This window comes from Acinetobacter sp. PW68, assembly GCF_020982655.1.
Taxonomy (GTDB): Bacteria; Pseudomonadota; Gammaproteobacteria; order Pseudomonadales; family Moraxellaceae; genus Acinetobacter; species Acinetobacter towneri_A.
This window is the reverse complement of the sequence record NZ_JAHZSX010000001.1, coordinates 2,685,673-2,707,061: the sequence shown is the minus strand read 5'-3', so window position 1 is coordinate 2,707,061 and position 21,389 is coordinate 2,685,673. Positions and strand designations below refer to the sequence as shown.

At 41.6% G+C, this 21,389-nt stretch carries 20 protein-coding genes and 1 pseudogene; 13 read left to right on the top strand and 8 right to left on the bottom strand.

Annotated features, from left to right (window positions below; translation table 11 throughout):
• The first annotated feature begins 2 nt into the window (after nucleotides 1–2).
• Entirely contained in the window at nucleotides 3–1,883 is a 1,881-nt protein-coding gene (gene parE, locus K1T76_RS12910; RefSeq protein ID WP_230245557.1) for a DNA topoisomerase IV subunit B, read from the top strand.
• A gap of 76 nt (nucleotides 1,884–1,959) precedes the next feature.
• On the opposite strand, the gene K1T76_RS12905 is transcribed toward parE, so the two are convergent.
• The 4 genes from K1T76_RS12905 to K1T76_RS12890 all read right to left on the bottom strand — a co-directional run bounded on the left by K1T76_RS12905 (nucleotide 1,960) and on the right by K1T76_RS12890 (nucleotide 6,085).
• Nucleotides 1,960–2,661 carry a phospholipase D family protein gene (locus K1T76_RS12905; RefSeq protein WP_230245556.1) on the bottom strand — a complete coding sequence of 234 codons (702 nt, stop codon included), beginning with the start codon at nucleotides 2,659–2,661 and terminating at the stop codon, nucleotides 1,960–1,962.
• Between the two features lie 135 nt (nucleotides 2,662–2,796).
• A complete protein-coding gene (locus K1T76_RS12900; protein ID WP_230245555.1) occupies nucleotides 2,797–4,212 on the bottom strand; it encodes an SLC13 family permease in 1,416 nt (471 codons plus the stop codon).
• A gap of 176 nt (nucleotides 4,213–4,388) precedes the next feature.
• Nucleotides 4,389–5,171 (bottom strand): sulfite exporter TauE/SafE family protein, encoded by a 783-nt coding sequence (locus K1T76_RS12895; RefSeq protein WP_070155831.1) that lies wholly within the window; start codon nucleotides 5,169–5,171, stop codon nucleotides 4,389–4,391.
• Between the two features lie 173 nt (nucleotides 5,172–5,344).
• A complete protein-coding gene (locus tag K1T76_RS12890; RefSeq protein ID WP_070155832.1) occupies nucleotides 5,345–6,085 on the bottom strand; it encodes an outer membrane protein OmpK in 741 nt (246 codons plus the stop codon).
• 544 nt (nucleotides 6,086–6,629) lie between these two features.
• On the opposite strand from K1T76_RS12890, the gene K1T76_RS12885 reads away from it, so the two are divergent.
• From K1T76_RS12885 to K1T76_RS12860, 6 genes and pseudogenes are all read left to right on the top strand, one after another.
• On the top strand, nucleotides 6,630–6,995 hold the full coding sequence (locus tag K1T76_RS12885; protein ID WP_004974190.1) for an HPF/RaiA family ribosome-associated protein: 366 nt from the start codon (nucleotides 6,630–6,632) through the stop codon (nucleotides 6,993–6,995).
• 164 nt (nucleotides 6,996–7,159) lie between these two features.
• A complete protein-coding gene (locus tag K1T76_RS12880; protein WP_230245554.1) occupies nucleotides 7,160–7,702 on the top strand; it encodes an ankyrin repeat domain-containing protein in 543 nt (180 codons plus the stop codon).
• A 16-nt stretch (nucleotides 7,703–7,718) separates the two neighbouring features.
• Complete coding sequence (locus tag K1T76_RS12875; protein WP_230245553.1) at nucleotides 7,719–8,489, top strand: transporter; 771 nt, start codon at nucleotides 7,719–7,721, stop codon at nucleotides 8,487–8,489.
• 165 nt (nucleotides 8,490–8,654) lie between these two features.
• Entirely contained in the window at nucleotides 8,655–10,487 is a 1,833-nt protein-coding gene (gene dsbD / locus K1T76_RS12870) for a protein-disulfide reductase DsbD (RefSeq protein ID WP_230245667.1), read from the top strand.
• The gene (locus tag K1T76_RS12865; protein ID WP_230245552.1) at nucleotides 10,484–11,164 is read left to right on the top strand and encodes a glutathione S-transferase family protein; all 681 of its coding nucleotides are present in this window, start codon (nucleotides 10,484–10,486) and stop codon (nucleotides 11,162–11,164) included. The genes dsbD and K1T76_RS12865 overlap by 4 nt, the downstream gene beginning before the upstream one ends.
• Nucleotides 11,165–11,331: 167 nt before the next feature.
• Nucleotides 11,332–11,812, top strand: a pseudogene (locus K1T76_RS12860) (FMN-dependent NADH-azoreductase).
• Between the two features lie 104 nt (nucleotides 11,813–11,916).
• Here the strand turns inward: K1T76_RS12860 and K1T76_RS12855 are convergent.
• Nucleotides 11,917–12,828: an alpha/beta hydrolase gene (locus tag K1T76_RS12855; RefSeq protein ID WP_230245551.1), complete on the bottom strand. Its 912-nt coding sequence runs from the start codon at nucleotides 12,826–12,828 to the stop codon at nucleotides 11,917–11,919.
• A 154-nt stretch (nucleotides 12,829–12,982) separates the two neighbouring features.
• Between K1T76_RS12855 and K1T76_RS12850 the strand changes: the two genes are divergently transcribed.
• Nucleotides 12,983–13,420, top strand: a complete 438-nt coding sequence (locus tag K1T76_RS12850) for a DUF2147 domain-containing protein (RefSeq protein WP_230245550.1) — start codon at nucleotides 12,983–12,985, stop codon at nucleotides 13,418–13,420.
• Between the two features lie 95 nt (nucleotides 13,421–13,515).
• Here K1T76_RS12850 and K1T76_RS12845 read toward each other — a convergent pair whose 3' ends face one another.
• The gene (locus K1T76_RS12845; protein ID WP_230245549.1) at nucleotides 13,516–13,863 is read right to left on the bottom strand and encodes a Spx/MgsR family RNA polymerase-binding regulatory protein; all 348 of its coding nucleotides are present in this window, start codon (nucleotides 13,861–13,863) and stop codon (nucleotides 13,516–13,518) included.
• Between the two features lie 544 nt (nucleotides 13,864–14,407).
• Nucleotides 14,408–15,226, bottom strand: a complete 819-nt coding sequence (locus tag K1T76_RS12840) for an exodeoxyribonuclease III (protein ID WP_019838101.1) — start codon at nucleotides 15,224–15,226, stop codon at nucleotides 14,408–14,410.
• Between the two features lie 39 nt (nucleotides 15,227–15,265).
• Between K1T76_RS12840 and pyrE the strand changes: the two genes are divergently transcribed.
• On the top strand, nucleotides 15,266–15,916 hold the full coding sequence (gene pyrE, locus K1T76_RS12835; protein ID WP_070155850.1) for an orotate phosphoribosyltransferase: 651 nt from the start codon (nucleotides 15,266–15,268) through the stop codon (nucleotides 15,914–15,916).
• 353 nt (nucleotides 15,917–16,269) lie between these two features.
• On the opposite strand, the gene K1T76_RS12830 is transcribed toward pyrE, so the two are convergent.
• Nucleotides 16,270–16,464: a DUF3565 domain-containing protein gene (locus K1T76_RS12830; protein WP_070155853.1), complete on the bottom strand. Its 195-nt coding sequence runs from the start codon at nucleotides 16,462–16,464 to the stop codon at nucleotides 16,270–16,272.
• A gap of 116 nt (nucleotides 16,465–16,580) precedes the next feature.
• Between K1T76_RS12830 and gshB the strand changes: the two genes are divergently transcribed.
• The 4 genes from gshB (at nucleotide 16,581) to K1T76_RS12810 (ending at nucleotide 21,387) form a co-directional block, all read left to right on the top strand.
• A complete protein-coding gene (gene gshB, locus K1T76_RS12825; protein WP_230245548.1) occupies nucleotides 16,581–17,525 on the top strand; it encodes a glutathione synthase in 945 nt (314 codons plus the stop codon).
• Between the two features lie 320 nt (nucleotides 17,526–17,845).
• Complete coding sequence (gene murG, locus K1T76_RS12820; protein ID WP_230245547.1) at nucleotides 17,846–18,949, top strand: undecaprenyldiphospho-muramoylpentapeptide beta-N-acetylglucosaminyltransferase; 1,104 nt, start codon at nucleotides 17,846–17,848, stop codon at nucleotides 18,947–18,949.
• A gap of 3 nt (nucleotides 18,950–18,952) precedes the next feature.
• On the top strand, nucleotides 18,953–20,401 hold the full coding sequence (gene murC, locus K1T76_RS12815; protein WP_230245546.1) for a UDP-N-acetylmuramate--L-alanine ligase: 1,449 nt from the start codon (nucleotides 18,953–18,955) through the stop codon (nucleotides 20,399–20,401).
• Between the two features lie 56 nt (nucleotides 20,402–20,457).
• Nucleotides 20,458–21,387 (top strand): D-alanine--D-alanine ligase, encoded by a 930-nt coding sequence (locus tag K1T76_RS12810; protein WP_019837077.1) that lies wholly within the window; start codon nucleotides 20,458–20,460, stop codon nucleotides 21,385–21,387.
• Nucleotides 21,388–21,389: the final 2 nt, after the last annotated feature.

The window sequence follows — 21,389 nt, the reverse complement described above, 5'->3', positions numbered from 1 at the left end:
ACGTGTCTCAATATACCGCTCAATCTCTTGAAGTTTTATCTGGTTTAGATCCAGTACGTCGTCGCCCGGGCATGTATACCGACACCACACGTCCGAACCATTTGGCGCAAGAAGTTATTGATAATTCGGTGGATGAAGCACTTGCAGGGCATGCCAATAAAATTACCGTAAAAGTCTATAAAGATGGCTCTTTGTCGGTAGAAGACAATGGCCGTGGTATGCCTGTCGATATTCACCCAGAATACGGGCAAAGCGGGATTGAAATTATTCTGACCAAGCTGCATGCAGGCGGTAAGTTCAGCACCGACAACTACCAATTTTCGGGTGGTTTGCACGGGGTCGGTATTTCTGTCGTGAATGCCTTATCCAGTCGGGTTGAAGTGACCGTACAGCGTCAAGGCAACCTGTATAAAATGGCTTTTGATCAGGGCGAAGCGGCAGCCCCTTTAGAAGTTTTAGAGGGCAAAGCACCAAAACGTGCTTCGGGTACGTTGGTACATTTCTGGCCTGAAGCTAAATATTTTGATTCGCCTAAATTTGCGCTTAAAGCCTTAAAACACAATTTAAAAGCCAAAGCTGTACTGGCTGCTGGTTTAGAAATTCATTACATTGATGAAATTAACGATGAAAAAATTGTTTGGCAGTTTGAAAATGGTCTAGTCGACTATTTGATGGATGAGCTGGAAGATCGTGAGATTGTACCTGCTCCTGCTTTTGTGGCCACAGGTGAGGCAGAACGTGCCAGTGCCGAATTTGCAATTTGCTGGAATGTAGAAGGCGGCGAGCAAATTCAGGAAAGTTATGTCAACTTGATTCCGACTGCGCAAGGTGGTACGCATGTCAATGGGCTGCGTTCTGGTGTGACCGATGCTTTACGCGAGTTTTGTGAATTACGCAATTTATTGCCGCGCAATTTAAAACTGTCTGCCGAAGATGTCTGGGATGGGGTCAACTATATTTTATCGTTAAAGTTCCAAGAACCGCAGTTTTCAGGGCAAACCAAAGAGCGTTTATCGAGCCGTGAAGCGGCAAGTATTATGCAGAATATCGCCAAAGATGCCTTTGCCTTGTGGTTGAACCAAAACTCTGACATTGCCATGCAATTGGCAGAAATGGCTATTTCCAAAGCAGGTCGTCGTTTAAAAGCGGCGAAAAAAGTAGAACGTAAAAAAATTGTTTCAGGCCCAGCCTTGCCAGGTAAACTGGCCGACTGCGTGGGGCAAACCCGTGAAGAATCGGAACTGTTTATTGTAGAAGGTGATTCTGCAGGGGGGTCTGCCAAACAAGCGCGCGATAAAAACTTTCAGGCGATCATGCCAATTCGCGGAAAAATTTTAAATACGTGGGAAGTATCTTCGGACGAGGTTTTGGCTTCACAGGAAGTACACGATATTGCAATTGCGATTGGGGTTGACCCAGGCAGTGATGACTTGTCTGAATTACGTTACGGCAAGGTTTGTATTTTGGCCGATGCCGACTCAGATGGTTTACACATTGCTACCTTGCTGTGTGCTTTATTCGTGAAACATTTCCCAAGCTTGGTGGAAGATGGGCATTTATACGTTGCCATGCCGCCATTATTCCGTATTGATGACGGTAAAGATGTGCATTATGCGCTAGATGAAGATGAGTTGGAAAATACGCTTAAAAAAGCCAAAACCAAAAATCCGCAAATTACCCGATTTAAAGGTTTGGGTGAAATGAATGCCAGTCAACTACGCGAAACCACGATGGATCCAAATACACGCCGTTTGGTGCAACTCGATTTAGATGACAGTCATTTTACTGCAGGTTTATTAGATAAATTGCTGGCTAAAAAGCGTTCTGCAGACCGTAAAGTATGGTTAGAGCAGAAAGGTAATTTAGCCGATTTAGCGGTTTAACTGATTTAGTTTGGAAAAAGCATCCATTATTTCAAAAAACTAATGGATGCTTTTTAGTGTGATTTTGATTGGTATTTTATAATTCAATATTTTCAGGCCATAAAAAATACCCACCATATTGACTGGTTTTAAATTCTGCACCTACGTCTTTGCCTTGTTGAGTGAGTATGTGTTTTCCAGCATCATTGATATTTAAAAAGCCTTTTTCGGTAAAATGAGCCAATAATTCATTGGTTTTCATTTTATGTTTTGCTGCAAGTTTAGATGATGTTAATTTACCAACATTATTGTCATTGGTTCCTTCAACAGATTCATTGGTTGGTTCGGCTTTCACTTCATCTAAACTAATTCTAACTTCATCACTAATACGGATAATACGCTGAGCTTCTTCATAAGCATCTTTAAAGACATCTTGATCTTCATATTTACGAATCAAAATGCCCATTTCGTTATTATTAATTTGGCTAAATTCATAAAGATTTAGACTGGAAATAATACATTCAGACTCATTGAGATAGCATTTAGCATGTAAGTTTTTACAAAAACTGAGCCGAACAAAATCAAGTTTTTGCATCCATTTTATTTCATCAGGATGTAAATCGCTTTTTCCATAAACGATTCGAATATCAATTTTGAGTCGATCTTTATCTTCAAGTAACTCTTTAATACGGTCATTTAAACGTAAATATGGGCTAATTAAAATTAACCTTTCTTTGGCATTTTTTATAAGTTCTTCTAAGAAAAAATTGGTCGCGCTCGTATTCAAAAACTTAGCCATTTAACCCTCCTCATCGTGTCTAAATTATTAAGTCCTGAGTATAGCGAATTTATTTAGGTAATTATTTGATGATTAAAATATTCTAAAATTAAGGTGAAAAAAATGGAGCATCTTGTGCTCCATTTTTATTGATACTTAACTAAAGAACCAATATACGAATAATGAAATAATAAATACGCACATGACGTTCAAGACCATGCCCACACTCATCATTTCACTTTGTTTAATTTGACCAGTACCAAATACAATCGCATTTGGTGGCGTTGCCACAGGAAGCATAAAGGCACAAGATGCCCCAATACCAATAATCACCACTAAAATTTCTTTTGGAATACCCATTTGGTCTGCAATTGCAGCAAATACAGGAACCAATAACGCAGCAGACGCTGTATTACTGGTAAATTCAGTTAAGAAAATAATGAAGATGGTCACCGCAAAAATCACTACCAATGGCGAAGTATCACCAAAGGTATTGGCAAGGGTTTGACCCAATACCAAAGATGCTCCTGAATCTTTTAAGATTGCACTGAGGGTTAGACCACCACCAAACAGTAATAACACGCCCCAATCGGTATTTTCAGCCACTTGCCGCCATGATGCAGTACCTAGCATGACCACCAAACATGCAGCAGCTAATGCAGTCCATGTATCGGGTTGGCTAATACCAAAGGTTTCGCTAAGTTTTTTACCAAAAATCCATGCCACTGCAGTACATGCGAATAAAATCATCGTTGCAATACGGGTTTTGGTCCAAGGAATGACTTCAGTTTCAAAATGAATTTTCTGGTTTAAATTTGGACGCAATACCAAGTATAAGCTGACCAACATCGCTGGTAGTAAAATCAGCATCATTGGTAAACCAATTTTCATCCAGTCAGCAAAGTCATAGTCTAATGCTTTGGCTGCAATGGCGTTTGGCGGCGAACCGACCAAAGTACCCAAACCACCTAAACTGGCAGAGTAGGCAATCCCCAATAAAATGAAAACGAAGGTTTTACGCTCTTTGGTGGCATCAAGGTGTGACAATAAACCCAGTGCTAACGGTAGCATCATTGCCGCGGTGGCTGTATTGGAAATCCACATTGACAACGCAGCAGTGACCGCAAAAATAGATAAAACCGAAATCCCCAAGTGACCGCCCGACATGGAAATAATCCACATTGCAATTTTACGATCCAGTTTCTGAATGTGCAGTGCAGTCGCTAAAGCAAAACCACCAAAGAACAGGAAAATAACAGGATCGGCAAAAGTTGCCAATGCCTTGCTGGTGCTAATTGGCTCAAGCACTTTGCTGGCATTTTCTACAGGCATGCCCAAAATTACGGCAAGCACTGGCACCAAAAGCGCGGTAATGGTAATATGTACAGCTTCGGTGAGCCATAAAATACCAATAAAAAGCAACAGACTTAGACCCTTATTTGCATTTTCGTCATAAGGCAAGACATTGTATAAACCGAAAGAGAGCAGGGCTGCAATTGCAACAATCACCCAGGTCTTGATCAGTTCTTTTCGCTTAATATTGGCTGGCACTTCTATATGGTTATTTTCCATAGAAGTTCACTCCGTCAAAAAGGAATTAAAAGAAAAGAGGGAAGATTGGTCGATGCAAACGACCGAAGCAGTCTGAATAGACTGTCTTTTAAGCTAGCTTTAATTATAGGTTTAAAAATTTATTTAAGCCAAAAAAATCTAAATAATTTTCCATTTGTTATGTACATTTTAATGATTTATACCATCAATGCAGGCTGTTTTAAAATGATGGATAATCCTTGAGCAATTGCGTAAATAGCCATAAGACCCAGTAAAGTAAATACAATCTGCTTAAATACAGCCTGAGAAATATTTTTACGAATCTGACTGCCCACATAAACCATTGCCACAGAAATTAGGCAAATTAGGGCTAAAACTTGTAATTGTATGTGATTAAATTGTTGAATGACAGGAAATAAAACTGCCAGTTGAATGAGTTTGGAAATAATAAAATTTAAGTTACTAATCACTACAATATCAGTTTTGCTGTGTTGGGTGCTGAGCAAATACATCATCAGAAATGGTGCCATGGCATTCGTTGCACCACCAATCACACCTGCTAGAAAACCAAAAATCAGCATATTTTTCAGTGAGGCAGAAATTTGCAAAGGATGCTGTCGAAATTGATCGGCCACGTAAAGCAGAATTAGTAAACCCATCGCAAATTTTAAATAGCCTTCATTTAGAATCAGCAGCAAACTGACGCCCAAATAGCTGCCAATCAGCGCACTGAGAATTAAGCCCCAATATTTTTTGCAGTAGCCATATAAACTGCTCAATAAAGATTGCTGTGTATCGCCCCGCAGCATGAATAGATTTAACAGTAAACAGGGAATAAGGACTAAGGCAACTGCGGTACTGAGTGGATACAACATCGCCACCGCAGCCGTGCTGAGCATAGGAAAACCAAAACCGCTCATGCCATGCAAAATTGCAGCAATCGCACAAAACATCAGAATAATGAAATCGGTTTTTTGCATGTGGGGGTTCACAGTGCTTTTTATTTGAAATTTAACTCAATGTAGCGGAGTTTTGCACCAAGTACAAATGGCTTGTGTGGTGGTGAGCAATGTATAACGATTGAAAATTATTTTAACGACCAATAAAAAAGCAAGACTGAAGTCTTGCTTTTTTGAATAGCGATGAGGCTGGCTTAGAAGTGGTATTTGACCAATGCGCTGACATCGTTTTGATTGATGCCTGATTTATTACCGTATTTGTTGTTCCAAACAGAGTGTTCGATACCGACATATAAACGTGTATTTGGCGAAATGTGTTTGCCTGCATTCCATTTATATTGTGTAGTCCAGTTGAGTTCGCTAGCGTGGTCATCTTCTGCAGTAGACCAATCAAGGAAACCATCTACTAAAAAGTCTTCAGCACCGACTTTAAATGGAAGACCGTAAGCAAACGTCATTTGATAATCATCTTGAGAGATATCTTTATCATTATCTGCTTTGTAGAAGTTCAATTGCGCATATTTGAAATATGGAAGCTCAAGATCAAAACCAATACCGTATAGGTAATTGTTAAAGCCTTCGCCACCTTCCCAAGTGGTTGCAATTAAAACATCTTTAATTGGACCAAAGGCAAGTTTTTGACCAGAAACAGCGCCTAAGCTTAAGCGTGGTGATACTTCAAAGTAAGTGTCATTGCCATCTACATCATTGTTTGAACGGTCAGCAAAGGCAAAAAAATCACCATATTTAAAACCAGCAGCGTATTCAAAAGTTACAGTGCTTTGTTCAATCTCTTGATCGCCAGTTAAAAAAGGTGATTTGTAATTTTCACCGTATAAACCTGTCACGCTAAAATCTTGCCAAATCGGTGCAGCTTGCGTAAAAGTTGCAGCAGTGGAGATTGCGCACAGCGCAGCAATATGTGTAAGTTTCATAAAAATAGACCCCAATAAAAGCGTTTCAAGGATACAGATCCTTTAGCAAAAATAAAGCAAAATTCGATTATTGACGGGTCATTTTTGGGTGTTTTTTATCAGTTTTTGGGTTGAGTGTTTTTTAAATGATTTAAAACCAATGGTCAAAATGTAAAGGTGAATATTGCAGGTGTGACTAAACCCTTTAAAAGCATCAAGTTTCTCATTGGCAATAGATTGAAAAACGTAGTGCTATCCAAATTGATCGCTTATTGAGCATCTAAGCTGAATTGGTGATAAAAGGGTTATTCTTTTGCTGCTTTTCTATAAATATTGCTTGCATATTTTTCAGATAGGCCCGATATTCAAGGTATAGGGACACGGTTCTGCAGAATTAAAAGTGTTCATCATTCACGTAGGAGGAAGTGATTCCAAACTAAGTTGAAGATGTACTTTATGCTGTAAAAACAGCACATTATAAACACGCCAAAACATATATATAAAATTATGTGTAAGATTTTGGCACAACAAGATTCAGAAATAACGAACGCAAGAGGATGAAATCATGAACATTGAAATCCGTACCGATAAAAACATTCAAAACAGTGATCGATTAATTAGTTACGTTCGTGAAGAACTGAATAATGAATTCCAACGCCACAGTGAGCGTATTACCCATTTTTCAGTGCATTTTAGTGATGAAAATGGTGAAAAAGGCGGTGATGACGACATTCGTTGTATGATTGAAGCACGTCCAGCAGGTTTAAAACCAGTGGTTGTGAATCATCGTGGTCATAATATTGATACAGCCATTCACGGTGCGATTGACCGTTTAAAACGCAGCCTAGAACATGCGTTTGAGAAAAATGAGAATCCTCGTGGTGCTCGCCCAGAATTTGTAGATACAGATGTTGGTGGCGACGACGAATAAGGATCAGACAGATTCCAAGAGCCTCGCAAATTTTGCGGGGCTTTTTTGTGTTTGCATGCAGCCAATGCACTAAATTCACCATTTCCTGACATTTATCTCATACAAATGTCGCTTTATTGGGCATAATAGTTCTAAATTAAACATTGAATAAGAGAGCTCTCTGCATGTTAACTGCGCAACAACAAGTCTTGGTGCAAGCAATAGAAGAATTAGACCTTGCCCAAGTGCAACGCCTATTGGCAGACGGTTTAGACCCTAACTTTATGGATGCCGAAAAAGGCCCTGTGATTTCAGTTTGGTCAGATGGTTTATTTCAATGGTGGGAAAAAGTCTGTGAAGCATACGAAGCGGGTCAACCACTCACAGAGCAGCAAAAACAGCAAGATTTACAAGTGCATCTTGATATCTTAGATGCACTGATTCAAGCTAAAGTGAATTTGCATTTATGGGATGCCGAAGAAATTTATGGCCCGTTATGGGATGCGGCTTCTGCAGCGTGTGTTCCTGCTGTACAGCGTTTATTGGATGAAAAAGTCGATCCGAACAGCAAAGATGAAGATGGTTTAACTATTCTATCTTCAATTAGTGATTTATTGTTTGATTGTGATTTTGACGAAATTCAGTGGTCGGATGCTTTGCCAGAAGAACAACAGACTTTAGAATTGTTGCGTCGTTATGGCGCAAAAATGAGCAAAGAATTGGCCTAAGAGCAGAGATAATAATATGTCAGCATTAAAAACAGTTGGTTTGATCGTGGCGGCAGGCATCAGCATGCAGGTGAGCGCGGCAGATTTTGAATTTGATCGTCCTGGTGCAGGAATCAGTACGGGTATTACACCTGTAGGGAAATTGGCTTGGGAACAGGCTTTGCCAAATGCAAGTTATCAGGAAAGCAACAATGCTTTGGGCGAAAAAGTTAAAACCACTCGCCTCAATGCTGACATGCTGTTACGTACAGGGTTGGCACAAGATTTAGAGTTGCAATTGGGCTGGCAAGGTCCTGCATGGAGCAAAAGCAAAACCGCAGGTCAATCGGTTGAAGAGGATGGTTTAGGTGATGTCAGCATTGGTTTGAAACAAGCCATTGACTTAAATGACGACAAACTTTCTATGGCTGTGTTGCTGCAAGCGTTAATTGCCACAGGCAATGATGGCTTTAGCGAAGAAGATGATATTTATAGCTTGGCTACGGCAGTCAACTATCAATACAGCGAGCTGTTAAAAACAGGCATCAACATGCGTTATGATGTGCAAAATAGCGATTGGGCGATTACAGCGATTCCCAATATTCAATACCGTTTAAACGATCAATGGTCAGGTTTTTCAGAATTGGTCTATCGTAAAGCTGAAAGTCAGGATAATGAATATGGCTTAACTTCAGGTGTAATTTACGCACTGAATGACCGCACTCAACTGGATGCCAGTGTCGGTGTCGATTTAGACGGTGCAGATAAAAGTTACCGTGCAGGTTTAGGTATGGCGTTCCTATTCTAAGCAATCAAAACCATTTAAAGCTTTAAAATACGTAGTATGCTGCAGCAGGCTAAACTCATCAAGCTTGCTGCAGATTCGTTTTCATCCTAATCAAGTTCATGCCGAGGCGAGCAGAACATGAAGCAGTTCTTATTTCAGACTTTTTGGCAAGCTGCTGTTGATCTCATGACTGACATTCTGCGTTATTTGACACAGGGCTTATCTTGTCTGCTCGCAAGTCTATTTTTGCTATGTTCGTTAAGCCTGCACGCAGAAGCGCCTTTACTCCCACCCGAACAAGCCTTTCAGTTTAGTGTTGAATCGCTCAATCCCCAGCAAGCCGAACTGCGCTGGAACATGCCTGAACAGTATTATTTGTATCAGCATCAATTTAAGGTTGAGCATGGACAGCAAATACTGGCTTTAGAGTTGCCTCCCGCAGAAGATATCTATGATGAAAACTATGGGCACACACAGGTTTATTATCGACAAGTCAGTTTTAAAATCCCCACGCAGGCTGCACAGCGCTATCAAGTGAGCTGGCAAGGTTGCGCACAAGATCGACTTTGCTATCCACCACAGCGCATTGAATTTCAGACCGACAGTACGGGTTTGGTGATTTTAGACAATCAAAGTGCAGCACAAAAAAATCTGTGGGGCGGACACAGTAACCCACCCCAGAATGTGTTTTCGACAACTCAGACCAACTCCACGCTAGCATCTTCAACAAGTCCTGCAGCAGCGCAACCCATCACCGCACAAGATCAAATGTGGTCAGAAAAATTGGCTCAGAGTTCGTTTGCTTATGGCTTGCTGCTGTTTTTTGGTTTAGGGGTTTTATTGGCCTTTACCCCATGCTCCTTGCCGATGTTGCCGATTTTGACCTCCTTGTTGGTGCGTGAACATAAAGGTGTCAAAGCGTGGACGATTGCACTGGTCTTTGTCTGTAGCATGGCAATGGTCTATGCCATATTGGGTTTGATTGCGTCATCCGCAGGTTTGAATTTTCAGCGTTGGTTGCAGCAACCTGTGACTTTAATTGCTTTTAGTTTGCTGTTTGTGCTGTTTGCCTTAAATCTGTTTGGACTGTTTGAAATCAAGTTGCCGCGTGCTTGGGTCAATCGACTCGATCAGGCACAATCCATGCAAAAAGGCGGTAATTTGGCAGGTGCTGCACTCATGGGCATGTTGTCGGCACTTTTAGTTGGCCCATGTATGACTGCACCACTGGCAGGGGCGTTATTGTTTATTTCACAAACCCAAAGTCAGATGCAAGGGGCGCTGCTGCTATTTACGCTCGGTTTTGGTATGGGCACGCCGTTATTGTTGGCCAGTGTGCTTGGTGCAAAAGCTTTGCCACGCGCAGGTTTGTGGATGCATCAAGTCAAAGTGCTGTTTGCCTTTATTATGTTGGCATTGGCATTGTATTTTATTCGTCCTTTATTGGGTGAAGCATGGATGCAATGGCTTAGTTTGGCACTTGGACTGGGTTTTGTCGGCTATGTGCTGCATCGTTTGAGTGGCTATTATGGCGTGCTGCGGGCGATTTATCTGAGTGCGTTATTGGTGGTGGTGCCGTATCTGATTTATAACCAATATCAACACAGTCAGCGTTTTTGGCAGCAGGAAAACGATGCCGTCTTAGAATGGCACCGAGCAACGACTGCAACAGAATTAAAACAGTTACTTGCCCAAGCTCCGAAAAATCAGCGCATGATTATAGATGTCTATGCCGATTGGTGTGTGGCGTGCCGTCCGATTGAACAGCAGGTATTGACATCCTCCACCGTAAAACAGGCACTTGCAGAATTTTATTTAATTAAACTCGATTTAAGCCATTACGATGCCAGTCATCAAGCCTTGTTGAATCAATGGGAAATTTTAGGGCCACCTACCTTTTTATTTTTGGATGCACAACAACAAGAAATTCGCAGCCTACGTTTAACGGGTGCATTTAACGAAAGCACTTTGTTAAATCAACTGCAGCAACTTCAAACCACACAGGAATCATCGCCATGATGCAGCTGTACATTGCCAATAAAAATTATTCGAGCTGGTCGATGCGCCCGTGGTTGGTACTAAAGGCATTTGAGTTAGCCTTTGAAGAAATACAACTGAACTTTCCATGTGAACGTGGCGAGGGTGATTTTAAAAAACGTGTCCTAGAAATTAACCCCAATGGTAAAGTGCCTGCCTTATTAGATCGGGGTAGATTGGTTTGGGATTCTCTCGCCATTTGCGAATATCTGGCAGAGCAATATCCTGAACAGGCACTTTGGCCACGTGATGCACAGCAACGAGCTTGGGCGCGTAGCATCAGCGCAGAAATGCACAGCGGTTTTACCGATTTACGCAGTTTATGTGGCATGAATATTCGCGCTAATTTAGCAGAAGTGGGTGCAAAATTATGGCGAGAACATTCGGCTTTAAGACTGGATGTGGCACGCATTGAACACATTTGGTCGGCACGTCCTGCAGCAGATGGTTTCTTGTGTGGTGAATTTAGCATTGCCGATGCGTTTTATGCTCCTGTGGTGATGCGTTTTATGAGCTATGCTTTACCTGTGAGCGCAAAAAGCCAACACTATATGCAGCGGGTCATGCAACATCCAGCCATGCAGGCGTGGGTGCAGGCAGCTTTACAAGAACCGATGTGGGTTAATTATTTAGAGCCTTATCAAAACCAAGCAAAATGAATTGTAAAAAAGTAGGATTAGGAAACATACTGCATAAGTTTTCGTGCGGTAAAAAAGGTCTTTTGTTCCAAAAAATAAAACCGAGTGTCTTATTTTTGCTAATTATTCTATTTTCGCTGCAAGATTAAAATAGCGTTATTAAATGAATACGAGAGTGGAACATCCTCATGAAAATTTTACACATCGACTCAAGTATTTTAGGTGAAAACTCAGTTTCACGTTAGTGAAGCCAAGAGAATGTGCACAATTGACTGCAAAAAATAGCAATGCGCAGATCGGTTATTTAGATTTGGCACAACAGCCAACTCCGCACTTAACTGCCGAAATTTTAATGGGGCAGGATGCAGAACAAGCGGCTTTGGGTGAAAAAATCATCCAGCAATATATTGATGCCGATGTCGTGGTGGTGGGTGCAGCCATGTATAACTTTGGTTTGACTTTAACCTTAAAAGCATGGATTGACCGCATTAGCGTGGCGGTGGGTATGGTGATAACAGCCTTGCCGACCTTGAGGAAGATTTCTTAAAAACCCTCTTCAACTTTACAGGGATGAATGATGTAGAAATTATTCGCGCTGAAGGGGTGAGCATGCCGGAATTTAAAGACCAAGCTGTTGCCAATGCAATGCAAAAAATTCAGGCGATTTAACGTATCATTGCAACAAAAAAGCTCAGTGCTTTAAGGTACTGAGCTTTTTTATAAACATGGATCGACTAAAAGGGTAGGTGAGCAAAGCCTTGTTATGGCTGAACTTAGCTCTGATCTTGCCGATGTGCAAACTCTGCCAAATCTGCCAATGCACGTTGAGCTTCTTCAAACCATGGTGAAAACATTTGAAAATTGTGCCACATACCCGTGTAGAGTTTGTAATGCACTTCTACGCCTGCTTGTTCGGCTTTTTCTTTAAAACGTGTTGCATCGTCTAGCAAAATTTCTTTAGAACCAATTTGTACTAAAACGGGTGGCAATTCATGTAAATCATCAAACAATGGCGAAATTTGCGGGTCTGCCCGATCAAGTTCAGGCGGTACATAGTAATCAATACCTGTTTCCAGCGTTTCAATTGACAGCAGGGCATCATGCTTGCTGTTATAGCGCAACGATTCACTGGTGAGGGTTAAATCTAAAAATGGTGACAGCAGCATTAAACTACTCACTTGCGGCAATTGCTCATCACGTATTTTTAAAGCCAACGCCAATGCTAAATTTGCACCACAAGAATCTCCCGACAAAATAATATCTTTGGCTTGTATACCTTGCGCCAACAGACTTTGATAGACATCAAATACAGCTTCCAAAGCATTTGGAAAGGGATACTCAGGCGCAAGCGGATAATCGACATGAATCACTTGCATTTGGGTACGTGCTGCAACTTGACTCAAAAATGCCCGATGAGTGTTTAAGGAACCCAGAAAAAAAGCCCCGCCATGAATATGAAAAATAAGTTGTGTCGCAGCATTCTGTGGTTTTAATTCTTCGGCATGCAGACCTGCTAAACGTAGTTGGCGTACCTGCACCGACTTTTGCATGGGAAATAAACGGCACATTTGCTCTAGTGCAAAACGTATAGAATTGGGGGGTAAATTAAATTGGCTTGGTTTGCGAATGGTGTTTTTTAAAAACTGCTCTGTAATAATTTGTTTCCACATCGGGTTAATCTTCATGATTTTTCCATCTTGTTATTTATTTGATCGGATATTTGTGTATTTACCAACATAATTTACAAGGGTACACTAAACGGTCACATTCAAAAATTGCAAATTTGTTGTGGATTTTTAATAATAAAGTTGTCTAATAGTAGACCAAGGAAACAAAACAATGAAAAAAATTGCACTTGCATTCGGGCTGTTAGGTTTAAGCGCTTTGGCCAATGCTGCAGATCCGCTTAATGGCACAGTTTGGAAAACAATTGACGACAAAACCAAACAACCCAAAGCCACGGTAAGATTTACTGAGCAAAAAAATGGAACTTTAACCGCCAGCATTCAGTCAATTTTAACGCCTGGTGAAGAAAATGCCTGTACAAAATGTGAAGGTCCGTATCACAACAAATCACTCAAAGGTTTGACCATTGTTCGCGGTCTGAAAAATACAGGTGGCACGAGCTACGATGGTGGTTCAATCCTTGATCCCCAAACAGGTAAAACCTACAAGCTCAAAGGTAAACTTGCCGATGGTGGTAAGAAACTTGAATTGCGTGGTTTCGTTGGTGTAGCGGCATTGGGTCGTAACCAAACATGGGTTCGTGCGAACTAAGTATGTATTCCAACCTCTGCAATTGAAATCATATTGCACTGGATGTAAAAAAACCTGCTCCAGATGAGCAGGTTTTTTATTGGTATTTTTAGAACTTAACCCAAAGCACGATAAGCCACTTCATCAAAACCCGCAATAAAGCCTGATTCGGTTTTTAAGACAGGACGTTTAATTAAACTGGTGTGGGTGCAAAGTGCCTCAATTAAGTTGGCTTCACTGGTCAAAGCGGCTTGCTGTTCTGCTTCGCTAAGTTTGCGCCAAGTAGTACCTTTTTTATTCAGTACCACATCTTGCCCAAGTGCATCTAACCAACTTTTGACAGTGCTGGCATCAATCCCTTGCTTTTTATAATCGTGAAACTCATAACTTAGCCCCAATTCATTGAGTAAATCGAAGGCTTTTTTCATTGAGTTGCAGTTTTTAATACCATAAATTTTTAACATATTTTTTCACGTTAATATCATCAAATTGGCTATAGCCTAGCCCAAAATAGCGTTAAGCGCTAGAAACCTGCAGTGAACAATGATTGGCTGTTTAAATGGTATGTGTCATCAATACGTCATATCGATGTCACCAAATTGACACTTGATCGCTCTAAAATGGGACGTATAAACAGAACAAAATAAAAAACTTGATAAGAACAGACTCAAGTGAAAATAAAAAATACAGTGAAGAACAACAGTAATAGCGCAAAATAGAAAATAAGAGGATAAAAAGAGAAAACCCGCATTTAATCATCCTGATTATGCGGGTCTCATTTTAACGTCCATTGTTACTTCCTTGAAACTAACTAAAACCAGTTAGTTTATTTTCCATCCTTCGGCTTCCAATCCTTTTGTGTCATCCTGACTGTCCCTTTGCCGTGATGCAATAATGCGCTGAATCGACTTGAAGATAAATACACAAAGTCGACAGATTATGTGCGAATTGAACCTCAGTTGAGTGAACAATTGTTCACTCATATAGACCGTGAAATTTGGTTGAATATTAAATCTTATAATCAATAATCACAGGAGCATGGTCACTAAACCATTCGTCTTTATACACCCAAGCATTGACAGTACGTGCTTTCCAGTCGGGTGAACAGGCATGATAATCAATCCGCCAACCAACGTTTTTGGCACGTGCTTGCCCACGATTTGACCACCAAGAATACAGCTCTGCTTCATGGCGTACTTCACGGAAGGTATCGACATAGCCTAAGTCATTATAAATATGATCTAACCATGCACGTTCATGTGGTAAACAGCCTGAAGACTTTTGGTTACCCGACCAGTTTTTAATATCAATACGTTTATGTACGATGTTGTAGTCACCACAGACAATGATCGATTTATTCTCTTCACGCCACTGTTTTAGAATTTTTTGATACTCTTCTAAAAAGTGATCTTTGCGCATTTGCGCTTCTTCACCTGAAGAGCCAGAAGGCAAATACAGTGAACAGATGTAAATTGGGTGATCTAGTCCTACATCAAATTCAGCACTGATAAAACGACCCTGAGAATCGGCCAATTCAAAGCCTAAACCATTTTGCACAGAAACAAAGGGCAAACGGCTATAAATGGCTGTCCCTGCGTAACCTGCGCGTTCTGCAGGGAAAAGATGCGTGTGCCAGCCTTCGGGCTTAAATTTATCGGTCCATTGGGCGTGGGTGATGCGGCTTTCCTGCATGCAAATCACGTCTGCTTCAGACTTTTCTAACCATTCGAGTAAGCCTTTGCTTACCGATGAACGCAACCCATTGACGTTAATTGAAACCACTCGAAGAATTTTTTGATCACTCGGATAGCTACTCTTTGGTATCATGCTCGGGTCTTACCTCAATGTATTAATTTGGAGCACCTCATGACATCGCCAGCTCAATTTAACCCGCAAGCTTTTATCGAACTCGCCTTATCACGTGGTGTGCTTAAATTTGGTGAGTTTACTTTAAAATCGGGTCGTGTGAGTCCTTATTTTTTTAATGCAGGTTTGTTGAATGATGGAGAGGCTTTATCGCTATTGGCTTCGGGCTATGCAGATCAACTCATGCAATGCAAACACGTAGATGTTATTTTTGGGCCTGCTTATAAAGGTATTCCATTTGTAGCAGCTACAGCAGTGGCTTTATCACAAAATCATGGCGTTAGTGTGCCGTGGGGTTTTAACCGTAAAGAAGCCAAAGACCATGGTGAAGGTGGTGTGTTAGTGGGTGCTGCAGTTGAGGGCAAAAAAGTTTGGATTATTGATGATGTGATCACTGCGGGTACCGCTATTCGTGAAGTGGTGACCATTTTGAAAAATGCGGGTGCGCAAATTGCGGGTGTATTGGTCGCTTTAGACCGTCAAGAAAAAGGTCAGGGCGATTTGTCTGCCATTCAGGAAGTACAAAAAGAGTTGGAAATTCCTGTGCATGCTTTAATTACCATGAAAGATTTAATGAATTATTTGGATGCCAAAGGTGAAAAAGAGGCCTTGGCGAAAATGGAAGCGTACCGTGTGAAGTATGGGATTTAAGTCTCATGCGCATTATTTGATGATCGTGTGAAACGTTGATCAATAATTTAGCGTGGAATGTGATAAATCTGTAAAAAACCCAGATCGGTAGGTTTGGGTTTTTGGATAATACATTTACATTGAATTGTAATGAATATTTTTTGTTTGAGAGTTGCGTGTTGTTAAGCTTATAAAATTAAATTTTTGTTTCTTTATCGATCAGCGTATATAAGAAAACAGAAGAAGCTGAACTGCTCATTTTGAAGTTAGTTTGATTAGATAGTCATAGTCAACTGGCAATTTGAACTGTAATATTACCTCCCCCTGAGCTTGATTATTCCTATTGAGGGTTCAATTAGTAGATCTAAGTGTATTCACTCAGTCTCCTCCTCACACTTCTTACACTCGAGCATCACCCCCAACTTTTCCTTGCGCCCTTGCTCTGTGATTACCCACGGGCGGTTTTGCCACGGCGGATTATGCCGCACATGCTGCCCGTGACCGCAGGCCAAATCTGCGACCCAATCATTTTCTTCATCTAAATGAAAACCAATAATTGCTTGTTGCATCGCGTACTCCCAAGTGCATGATGATTGTGGATGAAGCGTTACGAAAATTGCAGCAACACCAAAACCAAACTCAGCTATACTTTTGCTTATTCAATTCTTCAAAAGAGCACCGAAATATGCGCGTACTTGTGGTGATGGACCCTATTGAAACAGTCAATCTCAAAAAAGATTCCACCATGGCAATGCTATGGGCTGCTTCACGTCGTGGGCATACCTTGGGCTATGCATTACAGCAAGACTTATATATTGATCAGGGCAAGGCATTTGGTCTGATTGCTCCGCTTAAAGTCTTTGAAGACTATAACCATTATTACGAATTGGGCGAAAAACACAAAGAATCCTTAGCCGATTATGATGTCATTCTCATGCGTAAAGACCCGCCTTTTGACATGAATTTCGTTTATACCACGTATATTTTAGAGCAAGCTGAACGCGAAGGCGCATGGATCATCAACAAACCGCAAAGCCTGCGTGACTGTAATGAAAAGCTGTTTGCGACCCAATTCCCAGAACTACAAGTTCCGACATTGGTTACTTCACAACAAAGCCTGATTCGTGAATTTATTCAGCAACATGGCGATGTAATTGTTAAACCGCTCGATGGTATGGGTGGCATGGGTATTTTCCGTTTGTACCAAGACGGGGTCAATATAGGCTCAACCCTTGAAATTTTGACCAATAACGGCACTCAGCCCATCATGGCGCAGCGTTATATTCCAGAAATTGTAGAGGGTGATAAACGCATCCTGATGATCAATGGCGAGCCTGTGCCGTATTGTTTGGCCCGTATTCCACAAAATGGCGAAGTGCGTGGCAACTTAGCTGCAGGTGGTTTGGGTGAAGCACGTCCATTGACTGAAAATGATAAAGCCATTGCTGCCAAAGTTGGACCATTTTTACGTGAAAAAGGCTTGATTTTTGTCGGATTGGATGTGATTGGCAACTATGTCACTGAAATTAACGTGACCAGTCCAACGTGTATTCGTGAAATTGACGCACAGTTTGGTACATCTATTGCCGATGATTTATTTAAAGTACTTGAAGCAGGTCGTTTAAACTAAGTTTGGGCTTTAATGTTCACTGTATCAATACAAAAGCCGTTTTCTGTTTGAAAGCGGCTTTATTTTTAGAGACGTGGAGACAAAAAACAATTTAAACACTTTGCAAAAGGGTTCAAGCAAAGCATCTAAAATTGAATAAAACTTAACATTTTCCGTAGATTAATAATAAAACTAGTTTAAACTTGAAAATCTGTAGAAAAAAACAATCAAGCACTTGGTGAAAAAAAGTAAATAACCTTTCAAGCCCATGCGTTTGTGATTACAATTGATAGCTTATACAAGATTTTTATTTGCCTTATTTTAAGTTGAAGAATTAAACCGTGACTGATGCACAGCAACAACAGCCTAAACATGTCATGATGATGGCCGCAGGTACAGGTGGACATGTTTTTCCCGCTTTGGCCGTTGCAAAACAATTACAGCAACAAGGGATTCAAGTATCATGGTTGGCGACCCCAGCGGGCATGGAAAATCGTCTGCTTAAAAATCACAGTATCCCAATTTACCAAATTAATATTCAAGGTGTGCGTGGCAACGGTTTGATCCGTAAACTGGCTGCACCATTTAAAATTTTAGGTGCAACATTAAGCGCCATGCGTTACATGAAGCAATTAAAAGTTGATGCAGTTGCAGGTTTTGGTGGTTATGTAGCAGGACCAGGTGGCTTGGCAGCACGCGCTTTGGGTGTTCCTGTGCTGATTCATGAACAAAATGCAGTCGCGGGTTTTACTAACACTCAATTGTCACGGGTAGCTAAAACTGTGTGTCAGGCTTTCCCAAATACTTTTCCAAACAGTGAAAAAATCGTTACCACAGGCAACCCTGTACGTGAGGAAATCACCGCGACCTTAAGTCCTGCATGGCGCTATCAAGAACGTGAAAAAGCAGGCTTGCCAATCCGCATTTTAATTGTGGGTGGTTCGCTTGGTGCACAAGCCTTAAATGAATGTGTACCTGAAGCATTAAAGCAACTGAATGTTGCTTTAGATGTCTATCATCAATGTGGGCAAAACCAAGCCGAAACGACGCAGGCACGTTATGCACACAGACCTGACCATTTACAGGTTAAGGTACAGCCTTTTATTGAAGATATGGCCAAAGCCTATAGTGATGCCGATTTAATCATTTGTCGTGCGGGCGCGCTCACGGTAACCGAGGTCGCGACTGCAGGTGTTGCAGCAGTATTTGTGCCACTGCCTAGTGCGGTGGATGATCACCAAACTGCCAATGCCAAATTTTTAGCCGATTTGGGTGCAGCAAAAATCTGTCCGCAAGCCAGTATGACCCCCGAAAGTTTAACAACATTATTAACCCCGTTAATGAATCGTCAATTGTTGTCTGAAATGGCGGTCAAAGCCCGTCAGCAGGCACAGCCAGATGCAACTCAGCACGTGGTTCGTCTTATTCAAGCATTGTTCGAGTAAAATATGTCTCCATCTACACCCGCTGATCAAGCGAAAAAATTAATCAAAGTGCCTGAAATGCGCCGTATCAAACACATTCATTTTGTGGGTATTGGTGGCGCGGGGATGTGTGGTATTGCCGAAGTCTTGAAAAACCAGGGTTATAAAGTATCGGGTTCAGACATCAAAGCCTCAAAAACCACAGCGCAATTAGAAGAAAACGGCATCAAGGTTTATATTGGGCATGCGGCAGATCATATTAAAGCCGCAAATGTGTTGGTGGTGTCTACTGCAATTGACCCAGAAAACCCAGAAATTAAAGCAGCAATTGACACCCGTATTCCTGTGGTGCGTCGTGCTGAAATGCTGGGCGAGTTGATGCGTTATCGTCATGGTATTGCAGTGGCGGGTACGCATGGTAAAACCACCACCACCAGTTTAATTACCTGTATGTTGGCCGAAGAAAATATGGATCCAACTTATGTGATTGGTGGCATGCTAAACCGTACTGGTGTCAATGCAGCATTGGGTGCGAGCCGTTATATCGTGGCAGAAGCCGATGAATCTGATGCATCGTTTTTATTCCTAGAGCCCATGGCGGCTGTGGTGACCAATATTGATGCCGACCATATGGACACCTATGGTGGTAGTTTCGATATTTTAAAAGATACCTTCATTCAATTCTTGCACAAACTGCCATTCTATGGCTTAGCTGTCGTGTGTGGTGATGATGCCAATATCCGTGAAATTATGCCACGTATCGGGCGTCCTGTATTGACCTATGGTTTTAACGAAGACAACGATATTCGTGCCATTGATGTCGATCAAGACGGTATGCGCACACACTTTACCGTATTGCGTAAAGACCGCGAACCGTTACGCGTGACGGTGAATCAACCTGGTCTGCACAACGTATTAAATGCTTTGGCTGCAATTGGAATTGCCACCGATGAAGGTGTTTCTGATGGTGCAATTTGCCGTGCTTTAGAAGGCTTTAGCGGTGTTGGTCGTCGTTTCCAAGTACAAGGTGAGTTTGCGGTAGCAGACGGCAATGTGAAATTGGTAGATGACTACGGACATCACCCGAAAGAAGTGGAAGCCACTATTAAAGCTGCGCGTCAAAGTCATCCTGATCGCCGTTTGGTGATGTTGTTCCAACCACACCGTTTTAGTCGTACTCGTGACTGTTTTGATGACTTTGTTGAGGTGTTGTCACAAGTCGATCAATTGCTATTGCTCGATGTTTATCCTGCGGGCGAAAAACCAATTGTTGGTGCAGATAGTCGTACTTTAGCGCGCAGTATTCGTTTGCGTGGTCAGGTTGAGCCAATTTTGGTCGATCCAAACGATGGCAACTTACCGAATATTGTGAAACAAGTGTTACAGGCTAATGACTTGTTATTGACCCAAGGTGCAGGTAATGTGGGGGCGATTTCAATCGAACTTGCACAAAACCATTTGTATTTAAAATAATCACAACCTGTGATGTTTGAATTTGATCGACCAGTTTAAAGTTTAAGGATATAAACGTGTCAAATGCTTCAAAGTTCGGCAAAGTTGCCGTGTTATTGGGTGGAAAATCTGCTGAGCGTGAGGTTTCTCTAGACAGCGGTCAAGCAGTACTCGAAGCACTGCTACGTTCAGGGGTCAATGCAGAAGCATTTGATCCACAAACACGTAGTGTGACCGAATTGGTCAATTATGATCGTGCCTTTATTGTATTACACGGGCGTGGTGGTGAAGATGGTCAAATTCAAGGTGTCTTGGAATGGTTGAATATTCCATACACCGGTACGGGCGTGCAAGGTTCAGCGATTGGCATGGACAAAGTGAAAACTAAGCAAATTTGGCAAGGTTCGGACTTGCCAACTGCGCCATATCGTATTGTCAGCAAAGATTCCAATATTGAAGATGTGGTTGCTGAATTGGGCTTGCCACTCATCATCAAGCCTGTGCATGAGGGTTCAAGTATTGGCATGAGCAAAGTCGAAAAAGTTGAAGACTTTGCTAATGCTGTGGCGAAAGCAACTGCACATGACGCCATTGTTATGGCTGAAAAATGGATTACAGGGCGTGAATTTACCATCGTACTACTCAACGGTCAGGCTTTACCGATTATTCGTTTAGAACCCCCGAAAGATGTAGCGTTCTATGATTATGAAGCCAAATATCAGCGTAACGATGTGCAATACGGTATTCCGTGTGGTTTAAACGCTGCCGAAGAGCAACAGTTACAAGCTTTGGCATTGCGTGCCTTCCAAGCGGTGGGTGCAAGTGGTTGGGGGCGTATTGATGCCATGCAAGATGAAAAGGGTAATTTCTGGTTACTCGAAGTGAATACCGTACCGGGAATGACCAGCCATTCTTTAGTTCCGAAAGCGGCAAATGCAGTCGGCTATAGTTTTGATGAGCTGTGTGTGGCAATTTTGGCACAAACCCTCACAGGTGAAGCACACTAAAT

What these genes read in the sequence shown, in the direction of transcription:
- K1T76_RS12905 (WP_230245556.1), bottom strand. Translation starts at nt 2,661, where the DNA reads ATGGCTAAGTTTTTGAATACGAGCGCGACCAATTTTTTCTTAGAAGAA.
- K1T76_RS12900 (WP_230245555.1), bottom strand. Translation starts at nt 4,212, where the DNA reads ATGGAAAATAACCATATAGAAGTGCCAGCCAATATTAAGCGAAAAGAA.
- K1T76_RS12895 (WP_070155831.1), bottom strand. Translation starts at nt 5,171, where the DNA reads ATGCAAAAAACCGATTTCATTATTCTGATGTTTTGTGCGATTGCTGCA.
- K1T76_RS12890 (WP_070155832.1), bottom strand. Translation starts at nt 6,085, where the DNA reads ATGAAACTTACACATATTGCTGCGCTGTGCGCAATCTCCACTGCTGCA.
- K1T76_RS12885 (WP_004974190.1), top strand. Translation starts at nt 6,630, where the DNA reads ATGAACATTGAAATCCGTACCGATAAAAACATTCAAAACAGTGATCGA.
- K1T76_RS12880 (WP_230245554.1), top strand. Translation starts at nt 7,160, where the DNA reads ATGTTAACTGCGCAACAACAAGTCTTGGTGCAAGCAATAGAAGAATTA.
- K1T76_RS12875 (WP_230245553.1), top strand. Translation starts at nt 7,719, where the DNA reads ATGTCAGCATTAAAAACAGTTGGTTTGATCGTGGCGGCAGGCATCAGC.
- dsbD (WP_230245667.1), top strand. Translation starts at nt 8,655, where the DNA reads ATGACTGACATTCTGCGTTATTTGACACAGGGCTTATCTTGTCTGCTC.
- K1T76_RS12865 (WP_230245552.1), top strand. Translation starts at nt 10,484, where the DNA reads ATGATGCAGCTGTACATTGCCAATAAAAATTATTCGAGCTGGTCGATG.
- K1T76_RS12855 (WP_230245551.1), bottom strand. Translation starts at nt 12,828, where the DNA reads ATGAAGATTAACCCGATGTGGAAACAAATTATTACAGAGCAGTTTTTA.
- K1T76_RS12850 (WP_230245550.1), top strand. Translation starts at nt 12,983, where the DNA reads ATGAAAAAAATTGCACTTGCATTCGGGCTGTTAGGTTTAAGCGCTTTG.
- K1T76_RS12845 (WP_230245549.1), bottom strand. Translation starts at nt 13,863, where the DNA reads ATGTTAAAAATTTATGGTATTAAAAACTGCAACTCAATGAAAAAAGCC.
- K1T76_RS12840 (WP_019838101.1), bottom strand. Translation starts at nt 15,226, where the DNA reads ATGATACCAAAGAGTAGCTATCCGAGTGATCAAAAAATTCTTCGAGTG.
- pyrE (WP_070155850.1), top strand. Translation starts at nt 15,266, where the DNA reads ATGACATCGCCAGCTCAATTTAACCCGCAAGCTTTTATCGAACTCGCC.
- K1T76_RS12830 (WP_070155853.1), bottom strand. Translation starts at nt 16,464, where the DNA reads ATGCAACAAGCAATTATTGGTTTTCATTTAGATGAAGAAAATGATTGG.
- gshB (WP_230245548.1), top strand. Translation starts at nt 16,581, where the DNA reads ATGCGCGTACTTGTGGTGATGGACCCTATTGAAACAGTCAATCTCAAA.
- murC (WP_230245546.1), top strand. Translation starts at nt 18,953, where the DNA reads ATGTCTCCATCTACACCCGCTGATCAAGCGAAAAAATTAATCAAAGTG.